The sequence below is a fragment of the Kamptonema formosum PCC 6407 genome (genome assembly GCF_000332155.1).
Lineage (GTDB): Bacteria > Cyanobacteriota > Cyanobacteriia > Cyanobacteriales > Microcoleaceae > Kamptonema > Kamptonema formosum.
In genome coordinates, this window is sequence record NZ_KB235904.1 from 1,622,770 (window position 1) to 1,637,975 (window position 15,206).

Annotated in this window: 13 protein-coding genes; 7 read left to right on the forward strand and 6 right to left on the reverse strand. The window is 42.8% G+C overall.

All coding sequences use genetic code 11. The features are described from left to right. Position 1: 1 nt before the first annotated feature. From ppk1 to sodB, 3 genes are all read right to left on the reverse strand, one after another. Positions 2 to 2,164: a polyphosphate kinase 1 gene (gene ppk1 / locus OSCIL6407_RS0124040; RefSeq protein ID WP_007358278.1), complete on the reverse strand. Its 2,163-nt coding sequence runs from the start codon at positions 2,162 to 2,164 to the stop codon at positions 2 to 4. A gap of 113 nt (positions 2,165 to 2,277) precedes the next feature. Next, on the reverse strand, positions 2,278 to 2,490 hold the full coding sequence (locus OSCIL6407_RS0124045) for a hypothetical protein (protein WP_007358279.1): 213 nt from the start codon (positions 2,488 to 2,490) through the stop codon (positions 2,278 to 2,280). Positions 2,491 to 2,671: 181 nt separating this feature from the next. After that, entirely contained in the window at positions 2,672 to 3,277 is a 606-nt protein-coding gene (sodB, locus tag OSCIL6407_RS0124050; protein ID WP_007358280.1) for a superoxide dismutase [Fe], read from the reverse strand. Positions 3,278 to 3,650: 373 nt separating this feature from the next. Here sodB and OSCIL6407_RS0124055 point away from each other — a divergent pair, with 373 nt between their 5' ends. The 3 genes from OSCIL6407_RS0124055 to OSCIL6407_RS0124065 all read left to right on the forward strand — a co-directional run bounded on the left by OSCIL6407_RS0124055 (position 3,651) and on the right by OSCIL6407_RS0124065 (position 8,155). Continuing rightward, a complete protein-coding gene (locus OSCIL6407_RS0124055) occupies positions 3,651 to 5,819 on the forward strand; it encodes a hybrid sensor histidine kinase/response regulator (RefSeq protein WP_026103844.1) in 2,169 nt (722 codons plus the stop codon). Positions 5,820 to 6,099: 280 nt separating this feature from the next. Continuing rightward, a complete protein-coding gene (locus OSCIL6407_RS0124060) occupies positions 6,100 to 7,518 on the forward strand; it encodes a response regulator (protein ID WP_019487767.1) in 1,419 nt (472 codons plus the stop codon). Positions 7,519 to 7,594: 76 nt separating this feature from the next. Then, on the forward strand, positions 7,595 to 8,155 hold the full coding sequence (locus OSCIL6407_RS0124065; RefSeq protein ID WP_007354571.1) for a Uma2 family endonuclease: 561 nt from the start codon (positions 7,595 to 7,597) through the stop codon (positions 8,153 to 8,155). Positions 8,156 to 8,251: 96 nt separating this feature from the next. On the opposite strand, the gene OSCIL6407_RS0124070 is transcribed toward OSCIL6407_RS0124065, so the two are convergent. Further along, entirely contained in the window at positions 8,252 to 8,482 is a 231-nt protein-coding gene (locus tag OSCIL6407_RS0124070; RefSeq protein WP_007354572.1) for a DUF6887 family protein, read from the reverse strand. Further along, complete coding sequence (locus tag OSCIL6407_RS38380; protein ID WP_407635898.1) at positions 8,479 to 8,670, reverse strand: DUF6888 family protein; 192 nt, start codon at positions 8,668 to 8,670, stop codon at positions 8,479 to 8,481. Before OSCIL6407_RS38380 ends, OSCIL6407_RS0124070 begins: the two co-directional genes overlap by 4 nt. A 100-nt stretch (positions 8,671 to 8,770) precedes the next feature. On the opposite strand from OSCIL6407_RS38380, the gene OSCIL6407_RS0124075 reads away from it, so the two are divergent. The 4 genes from OSCIL6407_RS0124075 to OSCIL6407_RS0124090 are packed head-to-tail and all read left to right on the forward strand — an operon-like array spanning position 8,771 to position 14,201. Further along, entirely contained in the window at positions 8,771 to 12,001 is a 3,231-nt protein-coding gene (locus OSCIL6407_RS0124075; protein WP_019487768.1) for a CHAT domain-containing protein, read from the forward strand. Between the two features lie 2 nt (positions 12,002 to 12,003). Beyond that, the gene (locus OSCIL6407_RS0124080) at positions 12,004 to 12,366 is read left to right on the forward strand and encodes a hypothetical protein (RefSeq protein ID WP_007353005.1); all 363 of its coding nucleotides are present in this window, start codon (positions 12,004 to 12,006) and stop codon (positions 12,364 to 12,366) included. Positions 12,367 to 12,382: 16 nt separating this feature from the next. Beyond that, positions 12,383 to 12,829 (forward strand): DUF29 family protein, encoded by a 447-nt coding sequence (locus OSCIL6407_RS0124085; RefSeq protein ID WP_007353004.1) that lies wholly within the window; start codon positions 12,383 to 12,385, stop codon positions 12,827 to 12,829. A gap of 7 nt (positions 12,830 to 12,836) precedes the next feature. Further along, positions 12,837 to 14,201, forward strand: a complete 1,365-nt coding sequence (locus tag OSCIL6407_RS0124090; protein ID WP_007353003.1) for a hypothetical protein — start codon at positions 12,837 to 12,839, stop codon at positions 14,199 to 14,201. Here OSCIL6407_RS0124090 and OSCIL6407_RS0124095 read toward each other — a convergent pair. Then, entirely contained in the window at positions 14,198 to 15,124 is a 927-nt protein-coding gene (locus OSCIL6407_RS0124095) for an acetamidase/formamidase family protein (RefSeq protein WP_019487769.1), read from the reverse strand. The genes OSCIL6407_RS0124090 and OSCIL6407_RS0124095 overlap by 4 nt on opposite strands. Positions 15,125 to 15,206: the final 82 nt, after the last annotated feature.

A 15,206-nucleotide genomic window follows, 5' to 3' on the forward strand; every position in this document is an offset into this window, starting at 1 on the left:
ACTAATTCAAAGCCATTTCCATCAAAATTTGCTGAGAACTGACTTCAGGACTATTAGGAGAAGGCCGACGCTGAATATAATGACCATCAGTCTGCAAATCCCAAGCTTGACGATTATCTGCTAACATAATCCCCAGAATTTCCTGTAAATCCTTAGCAATTTCCGAGTCTTCAACGGGAGTAATCGCCTCAACTCGACGGCTAAGATTACGCCGCATCCAATCAGCAGAACCAATATAAACCTCCTCCTCACCCCCATTTTGGAAGTAAAAAATCCGCGAGTGTTCCAGATAGCGGCCCACAATACTAATCACCTTAATATTGTCGCTAACTCCCTCCACTCCGGGGCGCAAACAACAAATGCCACGCACAATTAAATCAATTTTCACCCCCACCATCGAAGCTTCATAAAGCGCCGCAATAATCTGGGGATCGACCAAAGCATTCATCTTCGCCACAATCCTGCCCGTATTACCATTTTTACAGTGTTCCCCCTCCCGGCGGATCAGCGCCAAAAAGCGATCGCGCATATTCACCGGTGCAACCAACAACTTCCGGTAACAATGCTGACGCGAATAGCCAGTCAAAAAATTAAACAGATCTGTCAAATCCGCCCCCAAATCCTCCCGACAACTTAATAGTCCCAAATCCGTATAAAGTCGGGCAGTTTTCGGATTGTAATTGCCAGTGCCAATATGTACATAACGGCGAATTCTATCTTCCTCCCGGCGCACCACCATCACAATCTTAGTATGCGTCTTCAACCCAACCAAACCATAAACAACATGAACCCCCACCTGTTCCAACTTCCGAGCCCAATTAATATTATTCTCCTCATCAAATCGAGCTTTTAACTCCACCAAAACAGCCACCTGCTTGCCATTTTCCGCCGCCGAAATCAAAGCATTAACAATCGGTGAATCCCCAGAAGTCCGGTAAAGAGTCATCTTAATTGCCAACACCGCAGGATCGAAAGCCGCCTGTGTAATAAACCGCTGCACCGTAGCCGAAAAAGAATAATAAGGGTGGTGCAACATCAAATCTCGCTGACGAATCACCGCAAAAATATCTTCTTCCCCATCAGCATCCGATGGGCTAGACTTCACATTCGAGTCACTTAACCATCGCAGGCGAGGCGGAACCACAGGATTCCAAGAGGGATCTTTGAGTTCCGGTACTGGCAATGCCATAAAAGACATCAAATCACCCAAACCCAGCAACCCATCTACCGCATAAACATCCTTCTCTCCTAAATTCAACTCCTCAACTAACATATCTCGCAGCACTGGGGGCATACTCCCTTGAACTTCGAGGCGCACCACAGAACCCCCAAACCGACGTTTACGGAGTTCCTGTTCAATTGCTTGCAGCAAATCATCCGCTTCGTCCTCTTCTACTGCCAAATCAGCATTGCGAGTAATCCGAAAAGGATGGTATTCCTGAATGTTCATCCCCGGAAATAGGGACTCCAAATTATGGGCTACCACCTGTTCTAATGGCACTCCCGTCCAGATTGTCCGTTGGTCTTTTTGCTGCAATTGTAAATCCGCTGGCAAAGGCACAAACCGAGGCAAAAGTTTAGGGACTTTGACGCGGGCAAATAATTCTTCATCATCATCTGGGCCTTTAATTACTACTGCCAGATTGAGGCTGAGATTGGAAAGATAGGGGAAAGGATGGCTGGGGTCAACTGCTAGAGGTGTGAGTACGGGAAATACTTGTTCTTCAAAATAGCGGTGCAGGTATGTCCGCTGTTCTTGGTTGAGGTCGATGTAATCGAGAATGTGGATACCGTTAGCTGCTAATTTATGCCGCACTGTTTGCTCAAAATAGGCGTGTTGTTGAGAAACTAGCGGTAAGAGTCTTTTGTTAATTACGTCTAATTGTTCTTGAGGGGTGCGGCCGTCGGGGCTTAATTGGCGGACGTTTGCTTCTACCTGTTGCTTGAGGGCCGCTAACCGCACCATGAAGTATTCGTCTAAGTTTGAGCTAAAAATAGCCATAAACTTGAGCTGTTCTAGTAGAGGGGTGCGCGGGTCGAGGGCTTCGTGCAGCACCCGGCTGTTAAACTCTAACCAGCTCAGTTCTCGGTTGAAGTAGTATTGGTGGTCGCTGAGATTGATTTCAGCAGGAGTTTTGGTAGCAGTCTTTTTACTCTTAGACATGGCTGGGAAGAGTTGAGTGTTTAGAGCTTGCTGGTTTGCTCGCAAGTTGCGAGGGGTTTTGAATAAAACTTTAGCTTAAAAGGGATGGCGATCGCGATCGCATATATTCACTGCTATTTCCCAAATTCTTCCTCTTCGATCCCTATCCACCATTCGCCTAAATTCATTAAATCTTTTTGAATCTGCGCGATCTCACTTGTATATTCTTCAAGGGAAAGTTCGCTAGCTCTCTCTTGAAGTTTTTTCATCCGCAGTTGTACTAACAGCCAAGGTTTGGAAATGCCGTTGGTTGCTTCAATATATTGGGCTAATTCTTTACTATCCATTTGTTCACAGAAATAGAATTACGACTTAAGCACGCTTTTCGTAACGCCGCCCTCTTAGAGGTAAAAATACCGCCCAGAGGACGGCGTTACCAATAGATTTGCTATTTAAGAAGACAGCCGTAATTAATAACACGGCTGTCTTTCATGCTTTCAGAATTTACGCACCGAAATCGCTCAAATTCTAAGCAGCTTTCGCTAGATTTTCTGCTGCGAAATCCCAGTTAGCTAAATTGTCTAGGAAGTTGGCAATAAAGTCTGGGCGGCGGTTCTGGAAGTCCAGATAGTAAGCGTGTTCCCATACATCCAAAGTTAGCAACGGAGTTTGACCGTGAACTAACGGGTTTTCTGCATTAGCAGTTTTGGTCACTTTGAGAGTGCCATTATCTAAAACTAGCCATGCCCAACCGCTACCAAATTGAGTAGCAGCAGCGTTCTTAAATTCTTCTTTGAATTTGTCGAAACTGCCGAAGTCAGCGGTGATTTTGTCAGCTAGTGCGCCTGTGGGAACTCCACCGCCACCTGGTTTCAGGCAACTCCAGAAAAAGGTGTGGTTCCACACTTGGGCGGCGTTGTTAAAAATGCCCGCTTTGGACGAATCTTTGAACGATGCGCTCACGATTTCTTCGAGTGATTTATCGGCTAATTCTGTGCCTTCAATCAGTTTGTTTAGATTGGTCACGTAAGCCGCGTGGTGCTTGTCGTGATGGAATGAGAAGGTTTTCGCCGACATATTGCCTGACTCTAGGGCGTTGTCGGGGTAAGGTAAGGGGGGAAGTTCAAATGCCATTGTGTTCAATCCTCTCTAAAGTTATGTATTGGGGTTGACTTTCCGGCTTTTGTATGCTAGCCCAGAGTAACTAGCTTCAGATTAACTGAGCTAGTGTCAACAAATCTTTACAATTTGTTTATTTTATAGCAGTTGGGAAATTTTGGCATAGGTATGAGGACATAGTTAATGGTTAACAGTTAACTGTTAACTGTTAATTTCCCTGCTCCCCTGCTCCCCTGCTCCCCCGCTCCCCCGCTCCCCCGCTCCCCATCTGTCTTCCGCCTTGGGATCTGCTAGATTGAGGAGAATTGATCGAAAGTCTGTAGTAAAATTCCTAAATTTCCTTGGTTTTTTAATTTTTAATTTTTAATTTTTAATTCCCATGATGGAGATGGAATTGCAACGGTTGAGGGAAGAGCAACAACTGATCCTTAACCAAGTAGACAATGCGATCGCACTCTTTGACTCTTCCCAATGTCTAGTTCTCTTCAACAAGAAACTAGCTAAAACTTGGGGGTTTTCTCCAGAGTGGCTGGCAACAAAACCCTCTTGGGATGTCTTTTTTGCCGAAATTGTCAACCGAAACTACTGGTCTAGCAAACAGTGGCAGGAGTTCAAACAAGCTTTCCAACAAACTCAATCTGAGAGTGTATCTTTCTACTGCGAACAGGCAAATGGCGACTGTTTGGAAATTTACACTACACTGACACCTAACGGCGGACGGCTATTTAACTTTCGAGATGTTACCATCTACCAACGTTCTCAAGCTAGTTTAAATGCAGAAGTAAGTCGGCTGAGATTTCTCTTAGGTCTTAACGAACGTCTGCAAAACTCTGATAGTGTCAAGGAAATAGGGCAATTTGCTCTTAGTTACTTAGTGGAGGCAATGAATGCAGCCTTCGGAGATGTAAAAGTAATTAGCGGTGAAAGTCTGACTAGGGAAGCGAGAGTTCTAACCAACAAGATTTCTGCTCAATTTATTGCGACTTACGGCGAACCAGCAATAGCCCAAATGCAAGCAATCATCGATCGGGGTATCCCCTATGGTGAAGGGATGCTCTGGCAAGTAGTGGAAACGGGTAAACCGATATTTGTTGAAGATTATGTTGCTCAACCCAACGCTGTAAAAGCATTTCGCCATCCAGCTATCGGTCAACTGGGGATATTTCCGATTCCTGCTACTAATGGCCCAATTATCGGGGTTTTAACTTTGGAGTCGCGCAATTTGCAACAACTGCAAGATGCGCCTCAGAAAGATATGCTGCTGGCGGCTTGTCGTACTTTGGGAGTGGCAATCGAAAGGGCTGAGTCTCAAGAACGACTACGACAAATTAATGAGGAATTAGAGCGTTCTTCGCAGTTGAAGTCAGAGTTTTTAGCATCAATGTCCCATGAATTACGAACGCCGCTGAATAGCATTTTAGGGTTTTCTGACTTGCTGCTACGGCAAATTTCTGGCCCGCTGAGCGATCGCCAAGTCAATCATGTGGGTCTGATTGAAAAAAGCGGTCAACATCTATTGCACCTGATCAATGATATTCTCGACCTCTCTAAAATCGAAGCAGGCAAAGCAGAGCTAGATTTACAGACTGTCTATATGCAGGAAATCTGTACTGACTGTCTAAAAATGATTCATCCTCGCGCTGATAAAAAGCGAATTGCTTTGTCTTTAGAATTGGATTACCGCCTGACGAAGGTACTGGTCGATGAACGACGGGTGCGGCAGATAATTATCAATTTACTATCGAATGCGATCAAATTTACCCCGGAGGCGGGTCAAGTTAAACTGAGCGGACGCTTAGCTTACGGCAGCGAGATTGAAGACGATTATCGGCCGGATTGTTCGCCTGTGAATGCGAGTACGCCTTACTTATGTTTAGAGGTGAAAGACTCCGGTATTGGCATCCCTTCAGAGCGTTGGCATCTACTATTTCGCCCTTTCCAGCAAGTAGATTCTTCCTTAACGCGTCGCCATGAGGGCACGGGTTTGGGTCTGGCGCTGACAAAGCGGCTGGCGGAACTGCATGGTGGGACGGTTTCGTTTCAATCTATTTATGGATGTGGTAGCACTTTCCGGGTTTGGCTGCCTTTGACAGAGATGCGATCGGAGCTTTCTACGCCTAGTTCGGATATTCGATCGCTTTCTGCGGCTATTCCTAAATCCGAATCTATTGGTAACAAGCGAGTTTTGGTTGTGGAGGATCAGCTTTTTAACCAAATGCTAATTTCTGAATTGTTAGAGTTGGAGGGGTACAAAGTGGAGTTGATCGGCGACGGTAAGACGATGCAGCAGGCGATCGCGTCATCTCTGGCAACGCTGGAAACCCTGCCCCATTTGATTTTGATGGATATTCAACTGCCAGACATTGATGGGTTTGAGTTGATGCACCAACTCAAGACTCACAAGTTATGGCGATCGGTGCCGGTGATTGCGGTGACTGCCTTGGCGATGCCGGGAGATCGCGATCGCTGTTTGGCTGCGGGTGCGTCTGCTTATTTAAGTAAGCCTTTGGATCTCAATTCTGCGATCGCAACTATTCAGTCTTTAATCGGTTGTTGAAGGGGAAGAGAGAAGAGGGGCTAGGGGCTAGGGGCTAGGGGCTAGGGGAAGAAAAGAACAGAATCAGCGGGCTTCAGCAATGAGCGAGTGTCTTAAAATGCCTTGGCATTTGCTATAATTGCTAATTGTAATTGCTAATTCATAAGGGTGTAGATTACTTGCTTGATAACTACTATATAAGTTGGGAAAAACTACGTAGAATCCAACTATTAGTTAACTGTCAATAGTTAACTGTTAACAGTTAACTATTGACAGTTAACATACTTTAAACATCAACTCTATGTTAAATAACTTACCCTGCATTTTGCTGGTGGATGACGAACCAACTAATCTTATTCTGTTAGAAGAGTTGCTACAATTAAAAGGGTACAACACTAGATCGGCAGCCTGTGGTGCTGAAGCACTCTCAATTGCACGGGAGTCCAGACCTGACTTAATATTATTAGATGTGATGATGCCAGAAATGGATGGCTTTGAGGTCTGCGAACGTCTACGGCAAGATGATAGTTTAAAAACAATACCAGTAATATTTATAACTGCCCTTGATGATGATAGCTCGCGGTTGAAAGGATTAGAAATGATGGCAGATGATTATTTAACTAAGCCATTTAACAGCCGCTTACTATTGGCAAAAGTCGAAAATGTTTTGCAGTTGAGCCAAATGCGATCGCAAGCGCTTTCCTCGCAAGTGCGGCAACAGGAAAAGGAACAAACGAAGCGTCAAGTAATAGCAGCTTGGGAAGTTAACGAATATCTCTCAGAAAAGTTTCGCCTATTTGTGCCAGAGCAATTTCTTAAACGAATTGCGCCGCAAGGAGTAGAATCAATTCAGTTGGGGAACGTTACAGAAGAAGAAATTACAATTTTATTTTGCGATATTCGGGGATTTACTGCGATCGCAGAATCCCAAGCTGCTCGCGAAACTTTTGAATGGCTAAATGGTTTTTTTACCCAGATGGGTGCTTGCATCGCCTCCCACCGGGGTTTTATTGATAAATATCTTGGTGATGCGATTATGGCTGTATTTGATAAACCAGGTTTTCACGCTCAAGATGCGATCGCTGCTGCTACTAGGATGCTACAAACCTTACAGGAATTTAATGTTAATCGCCACCAATATAACCTAAAAGCTCCTGTCAAAATCGGTATCGGCATTAACACTGGTATTGGCATGATTGGCACTTTAGGGTATGACGGCAGAATGGATTCTACTGTCATTGGCGATGTAGTAAATACTGCTTCTCGCTTAGAAGGTTTAACCAAGATTTATGGTTGTCCCATCATTGTAAGTGAAACTGCGATCGCCCATGCTAGAAGAGCGGGGGAGCTCTTGAGCGGGGGAGCAGGGGAGCAGGGGGAGAATTACCAATTACCAATTACCAATTACCAATTACCAGTTACCAATTACCAATTACCAATTACCAATTACCACTATCGATGGATTGATAAAACAATGCCTCGCGGGAAACAACAGGTTATTCATATTTACGAAGTCTGGACAAACATAGATGTCACAGCTCACGGGAAGCTGCTTACTCAGCCACTATTTGAGAAAGCAATTCAAGCATGGCGAATAGGTAAATTAGTAGCAGCTTTGGGATATTTTCAACAAGTTGTTGCACAAAATCCGGGAGATACTGTTGCTACTCTCTATATCGAACGCTGTCAGGAGCAACTGAGTTTGAATCAAAGGGGGTAATAGCTTCCTGATTTTTACTTCTGATTATTGCTGTATTTCTACTATAATTAAAACAGAACTGAGCGGAGTTAAAGCTATGTCTACTACAGAAAAAGTCCGTTGGACAAGCGCCGATCTAGAATTTTTACCTGATAATGGCAACCGTTATGAGATCGTCGAAGGAGAATTAGTCGTGACAAGAGTACCCCACTGGAAACATCAAAGAGCTAGTAATAATGTTTGTGTAGAATTAACAAATTGGTCAAGACAAACGGGTTTAGGTGAGGCTGTCCAGGCCCCAGGTATTATCTTCACGGATGGTGATAATGTTATCCCTGATGTGGTTTGGGTAAGTAATGAACGTTTACCAGAAATATTAGATGAATCTGGACATTTGCGAGGGGCACCGGAGTTGGTAGTAGAGGTGATGTCTCCGGGTGAGGAAAATGAAAAGCGCGAGCGGCAATCTAAGTTAAAATTATATTCAGTTCAAGGTGTGCGGGAATATTGGATTTTTGATAGAATCCAGCAGAAAGTTGAGGTTTATCGGCGGGAAAATGGGGTTTTGAAGTTAGCGATGACTTTGTTTAAAGAAGATAATTTAACCAGTCCTTTGTTACCAGGTTTTAGCGTGTCGGTGGCGGTATTGTTTGCGTAGAGATGTGGAAGCATCAAATTTTGTAGGCTAAAGCATTCGGGTAGATAATAATTTATCGGTTGTAGCCTTCATACTTGCTGACCGAATGCTTCGCCCCTAATCAGCAGTTTTCTTTCGGGTTTTCTCATCGACTATCCGCTTGAATAATTCAAATTGTTCTTGTTCTTCTTCTTTGTTCTTTGGCGGGTGAAATATAATCGCTTCTGAGTCGTGTTTACGGCGACTAACTAGCACGCGCAAAGCTTCAAGATCGTCATCGCCGCCGCGATGTGCAAGTGCATAAGCTTTCAGTTCAGCATTAGTCATTGCTTCAAAGTTCGGTTTCATAGAAAATACCAAAGTCCACTAGGGGGTACAATTATTTGCAATTCATCGCCTGCGAAAATATAGACATCTCCTGTTTGGTAATCGAAACGGAATAGTTGAATATCTTTAAAGCCGTTGGATAACCACTGACAGAGGCGGAGACAGATTTGGGCTTGTTCGTTAGTTGGGTTAATGGTTGTTTCCTCAATTTTGACATAAAGATTAAAATACTACAAAAGCGGTATCCTTCAATTGTGGCATAAATTATGATAAGATGGACTCGGTGCTATTCCCTACCCCCTCACCATCATGGATGAAACTCGCGCCCAAGCTTACCTCAATCTGATTCAACAACTCCTCAGTTGCCCCAACGGTGAGGAACCGCAGATTTTACAGGATAACTCGCAATTACTCGATGCTGAATTTCTGCAAGTGTGCGAGGTAATAGCAGATAACTTGGCAGCAGAAGGCCAGGAAAATGCAGCGGATTTTTTACGCAATCTGGCGAGTCAACTAGGGCAATTCTTGGGGATGAATGATGAGGAAGATAGCGATAATTCTGAAGTGGAAAATCCGCGAGAGTATTTAGAGTTTATCGCAGAATTATTGCAAGCAGAACAAGATAGCAATAGCGACGTTAAAGTAATTTACCCCATTCTCCGACAACGGCAACATCTCCTGAATGCCCGTTTTGCCCAGACTTTACAGCAAGTGGCAGAGAATTTCATTGCTGATGAAGATTCAGAAACAATTGCGTCAATTGTCGCCATCATTGAAAATTTGAGTATTCATATTTATCAATTTCCCCTGGGGAATAGAGCGAATAATATTGACATAGCTATAGCAGGTTATCAAATCGTTTTAAGTCATCGCCAACCAGGAAGCGAAAAATGGGCGCAGACTCAAAATAATCTGGCAGTTGCCTACAGAAACAAAATCACGGGCAACCGAGCCGAGAATATAGATACTGCGATCGCTTGTTACAAAAAGGCATTAGCAGTTTACACCCGTGAGGATTTTCCCGAAGATTGGGCAACGACTCAAAATAATCTGGCGGCTGCCTACAGTAACAAAATCACGGGCAACCGAGCCGAGAATATTGATACTGCGATCGCTTGTTACGAAAAGGCATTAGAAGTTCGCACCCGTGAGGATTTTCCCCAAGATTGGGCAACGACTCAAAATAATCTGGCAACTGCCTACAGTGACAAAATCACGGGCAACCGAGCCGAGAATATAGATACTGCGATCGCTTGTTACAAAAAGGCTTTAGCAGTTTACACCCGTGAGGATTTTCCCGAATATTGGGCAACGACTCAAAATAATCTGGCAACTGCCTACAGTGACAAAATCACGGGCAACCGAGCCGAGAATATAGATACTGCGATCGCTTGTTACAAAAAGGCATTAGCAGTTTACACCCGTGAGGATTTTCCCCAAGATTGGGCAATGACTCAAAATAATCTGGCAATTGCCTACTACAGCAAAATCACGGGCAACCGAGCCGAGAATATTGATACTGCGATCGCTTGTTACGAAAAGGCATTAGAAGTTCGCACCCGTGAGGATTTTCCCGAATATTGGGCAACGACTCAAAATAATCTGGCAGTTGCCTACAGTGACAAAATCACGGGCAACCGAGCCGAGAATATAGATACTGCGATCGCTTGTTACAAAAAGGCATTAGCAGTTTACACCCGTGAGGATTTTCCCCAAGATTGGGCAATGACTCAAAATAATCTGGCAATTGCCTACAGTGACAAAATCACGGGCAACCGAGCCGAGAATATAGATACTGCGATCGCTTGTTATCACAATGCTTTAACTATCAGAACTCGTGAAGCTTTCCCGCAAAATTATACAGAAACTTTATTTAATTTAGGTAATCTTTACCGCAGTAACCAGCAATGGCAACTCGCTTATGATACCTACGCCCCCGCGATTGAAACCGTAGAAATTTTACGGGGTGAGATTCAATCAATTCAATCGGGAGATGAAATCAAACAGAAATTAGCTGAAGAATGGAATCAACTCTATTTGGGCATGGTAGAAGCTTGCATCCAACTACAACGCTACACCGAAGCTGTGGAATTTGCCGAACGTTCCAAGGGACAAAACTTAATCGAGTTGCTATCAGTAAAAGATTTGTATCCCAAAGGAGAAATCCCCGCCGCAGTGCGCCAAGAATTGCAACAGTTAAGACTGAGAATTGCTGAGGAAAATCAACGCCTAAAACAAGCTGAGGAAAAAAACTATGACTTCATCAACCAACTCCGCCAAGATTTAGCGGCAAAATATCCCTATACACCTCTCAAATTTGGGGAAATCAAGCAGTTAGCCGATGAAAAAACAGCTATTGTTGAATGGTACATTTTAGGCAGTAGCTTTTGTGTCTTCATTATCACTAATGACAACCCCCAACCACAGATTTTATCATTTCCTGAGTCGGATTTAGATAAATTAATTGATTGGACTAGGGAATATTTAGGAGATTACTATCGTAACCGCGAACAATGGCAAAATAGCCTAGAAACCAAACTCGCAAACCTAGCCCAAATTCTCCACATTGATGAAATTGTCAATGCCATTCCCCAAACCTGCGATCAATTAATCCTAATTCCCCACCGCTACCTGCACCTCTTCCCTATCCACGCCTTACCTGTTAGTAAGGAAACTTGGCAACGCTTTCACCTCAATAACCAAAACTGTCCTCTAAATCCTTATTTCATTGACTGTTTCGATGACGGAGTTCGGTATGCCGCCAGTTGTCAATTACTCCACAAAGTCCAACAACAACCACCGCGACTATTCGATAGTTTATTCGCCATCAAAACCCCCACAAAAGATTTGTATGAGGGTAATGGAGATTATGGAGTTGTTAATGCAATCAAACAACAATTTGAAGCGCCGATAGTTTTCAAGAAAAAAGAGGCTAAAATATCGGCTTTACTAAGCCTCGATCTCTCAGGGAAAACAGAGGCAAATCCCCAACTCGAAACAACCAACAGTTTATTTTTCTACTGTCATGGTTTCTTCGATCCTAACTCACCCTTAAATTCAGGCTTACAGTTAGCCGATGGCAACCTCACCCTCGCCGATATTATCGCTCACTTTGACCTAAAAAATTGCCGACTTGTCACCATGTCCGCCTGCGAAACAAGTTTTACCGACTTCAACAGTAATAGTGACGAATACATCGGTTTACCCAGTGGTTTCATGTTAGCAGGAAGCCATAATATTATCGGTAGTTTATGGACAGTAAGCGCCTTTGCTACTTCCCTACTGATGACCAAATTCTACGAAGAACTTAAACAATCTAATAACATCGCTCTTGCCCTCAATCAGTCGCAAAAGTGGCTCCGAGATGTTACAATCAAAGGACTACTAGATTGGCTCCCCAACTCTAAACTAGAGGATGTCTGGCAAGAAGAGCTAGAAACGACCCTCAAAAAATGGGAAAAAGAGCTAGGTGCTGATTCTCAACCCTTCAATTCACCTTGTTATTGGGCAGCTTTCTGTGCTATCGGCAAAGGAGTTTAATCATGGTTTATCAAAAAAGAGTTAATTGTTTTATCGAAGTTCTAAAAAACCAAAGCGATCTTTTTACTGAAAAAGACCGGATTGAATTGGCAGAAATAATCAATCAAATACCAGAAGATGATGATGAAACAATTTGGCAAGCAATTTCCCATTGGCTCCAATTGCATCCTAATGTTAAAGAAGCCCACAACATCAACTTAAAAAATACAGAATCCTCCCCCCTCCCAGACAAACATCTCGGTCCAGGTGGTTCCAAACCCGAAAAAAGTCCAGATAAACCCACTGGAGAGCCTACGGTTCTGCAAAAATTGAAAAACGAAATTAATCCACACAACCCCCTCGATCCACCCAAACAATCACCCTAATTTCCCTTTTTAACTAATGGAAGAAATCTTAGAACTGAAACAGCTTTTACTCCAAGGCGATATTAAAGGCGCTCTAGTAATTGCCGAAGAAATTGCCGAAATGAGCAAAAAAGACATCATCAATAACATTTACAGTTTTGCAGTAGTTTTGCTATTGCATCTAATCAAACAAAAAGTAGAAAACCGGACAACCCGCTCTTGGGATACTTCAATTAGAAACTCAGTTAGAAACATAAAGCGACTCAATAAACGTCTCAAATCTAACGGAGTCTATCTGAATTTAGAAGAATTAGAAGAGACTCTCATTGAAGCCTATTCTTCTGCTCTTGATGGCGCTGCTTTAGAAATTCTTGAAGGCATTTATGAAGCGCGACAACTAAAAACAATGGTTAAAGAAGACGATATTATCGCTAGTGCTTTAGCTTTGATTGCTTCTACCGAATCAACCGAAAACTCTCAATAAATTAGCTATGAAAAATGGTACAATTAGCCTCTATGCTTTTCACCTCGCTCGTACTTTCAACGATCCACCCGATCTAGCTAGTGAAGAGAAAGCTAAATCTTTTGGGAAAGAAGTCCAAGACAGATTAACTCAACAAATTGGCCCAAATGAACTAACAACCCTGCTACTTCACGATACCTATTTTACCGATTTAACTTTCTTTTACTCAGAAACAGATTTGACACCTGAAAAAATCGCTGCATTTTTACCTCAAAATATTAATGCTTCGATCGGTCAAACGATATTTATTTGTGACGAAGTTACCCATGAAACGGAAGCTAACCGAGATTCAGCGGATAGCTATGTGAGAAATTTCTTAAAAAACACCGAGTATGAAAATGATAAAATCACTACATCCGATGGAAGCAATTTATTAGGTATTCCTCTATTTGAATACTTTTGTCAAAGTACCGCTGAAAAAGCACCAGTCTGTCATATTCTAGTCTTGCTAAATTATCAGGATAAAAATGAAATTCTAAAGAAATTGACAGAACACTATGAAGATATAGTCGATTTACTCTGTAGCTACCATAAAATAAAGTTTGTTTATCAACAAGCCGAAGTTAGCTATCAAGATGCTCTGACAGTTTCTCAGCAAATAGAGCAAAAAATTACTGAATTTGTAGGTTATGTTGCAGATAAAAATAATAACTTAGATAAATTTAGTAATATGTTAGATGAATTGCCATCGTTAGCTCTGAAGCATTCTATTTACTGTGGGGAATTAGAAAGTTATGTGACTACTATTGAAATCAATCATCAAAACTATAAAACTTTCCTCCAAAAACTATTAAGCGCAGGTTCTAAACTAGACTCATGGCAAAAATTTAGCGATCGCACAGGAGACACTTTGATCAAACAAATCCAGTGCTGGCTCAACTACATGAGTCCTCGCAAAGAACTAGCACAACAACTCACTGCATCTATTCGTGGTATTGTAGAGATCGAACAAGCAAAGAGCGATCGCGAATTAGAAAATACCATTCAAGCAGTTGGTACTGGTATTGGTGTAGGAATTGGCTTTGCCGGCATCTTAGCCAGCAGCTACGAGTTGATCGAAAAACCTTGGGATTTTCCCTCTCCCCAACATCCTCTGCTTTGGCCGCATCCCTTCATTATTGCCATTACAGTTAGTTGTTTATTCGGTGGAGGCTTGGGATGGCTGGCTTGGCGGATTACTACTGGTAAAATGCTAAAAGCATCATCCTCTACTAACCAAATACGGGGATCTGTGCAGACAAGTTTATCTAGTTCTCAAAGTCCAGAAGTAGCGATTTCTCAGCAACCGGAACAAGTGCGATCGCTAACTTCTGATGATACAAAAATCACTTAAAAAATAAGTATCTGCACCCAATAACCAAGAGAAATCCACCATAAAGCTTCTTCATCATTTGCACTCATACCGATAAATTCTTCGAGAAAATCAATCATTTGTTTGAGTGCTAATTCAAAGGCTGCATCTAAGGTTTCAGCAAATCCCATTGTAATAATATCATTAGCTGTTTCTGCTAGGGGAGAAGTTAGCTTTAAGTCTTTACGAATTTTAATCTGTATAGTACCATTCATAGAAGTTTCAATAGCAGTGACATCTATCTCGCCGTCTCCTTGGGCGGAGTGTCCATCGCCGATGGAAAATAATGCACCAGGTACAAAAACTGGTAAGAATATTCGCGATCCTGGTTGCAGTTCCCGGTTGTCCATATTGCCGCCGTAATTTCCCGGCGGGATGGAGGAACGGTTATTTTCTGCTGTAGCAACGCCCAGAATGCCGAAGAAGGGATGCAGGGGGATATTGACTTGGAATTTGAGATTTTGGCTGTCAGATTTGGTGATGGGAAAATGAGCTACATTTTTATCTAAATCTAAGGTAAGAAAACGCAATCTTGGTTCTATGAATTCTTGGGGTAAGGCTCCCCATCCGGGCCGAATTGCATTGAATCCTATTGGTAAACTAGGGTAAATTTTTTCTAATTTGATTTCTAAAACGTCTCCCGGTTCTGCATTGTTAACATAAATAGGGCCTGTGAGCAAGTGGGGGCCGGGGCCGACTTTGCGATCGCGCGGCAAATTTTCACAAATATCTAGGAATTCCGGGGTGAGAAATTCGGAAGGGGCGCGATCGTAGACGTAGAAGCCGGAATAAGTTTCTACATCAATGCGATCGCCTGACTCAATTGTTAATGCTGGTTCCAATTCACAGGAGAAGCCGCCAAGATGTACGGTTTTGCAGTTAGCTTTGAGAAGGTGATGTGTCATTTTTTTTAATTGTTAGCGGTTAACTGTTAACGGTTAACTGTTAACGGTTAATTGTTAGCGGTTAACTGTTAACGGTTAACTG

Excerpts from the sequence above, each read along its gene's own strand:
- ppk1 (WP_007358278.1), bottom strand. The coding sequence starts at position 2,164 with ATGTCTAAGAGTAAAAAGACTGCTACCAAAACTCCTGCTGAAATCAAT.
- OSCIL6407_RS0124070 (WP_007354572.1), bottom strand. The coding sequence starts at position 8,482 with ATGAAACCGAACTTTGAAGCAATGACTAATGCTGAACTGAAAGCTTAT.
- OSCIL6407_RS0124055 (WP_026103844.1), top strand. The coding sequence starts at position 3,651 with ATGGAATTGCAACGGTTGAGGGAAGAGCAACAACTGATCCTTAACCAA.
- OSCIL6407_RS0124065 (WP_007354571.1), top strand. The coding sequence starts at position 7,595 with ATGTCTACTACAGAAAAAGTCCGTTGGACAAGCGCCGATCTAGAATTT.
- OSCIL6407_RS0124060 (WP_019487767.1), top strand. The coding sequence starts at position 6,100 with ATGTTAAATAACTTACCCTGCATTTTGCTGGTGGATGACGAACCAACT.
- OSCIL6407_RS0124090 (WP_007353003.1), top strand. The coding sequence starts at position 12,837 with ATGAAAAATGGTACAATTAGCCTCTATGCTTTTCACCTCGCTCGTACT.
- OSCIL6407_RS0124045 (WP_007358279.1), bottom strand. The coding sequence starts at position 2,490 with ATGGATAGTAAAGAATTAGCCCAATATATTGAAGCAACCAACGGCATT.
- OSCIL6407_RS0124080 (WP_007353005.1), top strand. The coding sequence starts at position 12,004 with ATGGTTTATCAAAAAAGAGTTAATTGTTTTATCGAAGTTCTAAAAAAC.
- OSCIL6407_RS0124075 (WP_019487768.1), top strand. The coding sequence starts at position 8,771 with ATGGATGAAACTCGCGCCCAAGCTTACCTCAATCTGATTCAACAACTC.
- OSCIL6407_RS0124085 (WP_007353004.1), top strand. The coding sequence starts at position 12,383 with ATGGAAGAAATCTTAGAACTGAAACAGCTTTTACTCCAAGGCGATATT.
- OSCIL6407_RS0124095 (WP_019487769.1), bottom strand. The coding sequence starts at position 15,124 with ATGACACATCACCTTCTCAAAGCTAACTGCAAAACCGTACATCTTGGC.
- sodB (WP_007358280.1), bottom strand. The coding sequence starts at position 3,277 with ATGGCATTTGAACTTCCCCCCTTACCTTACCCCGACAACGCCCTAGAG.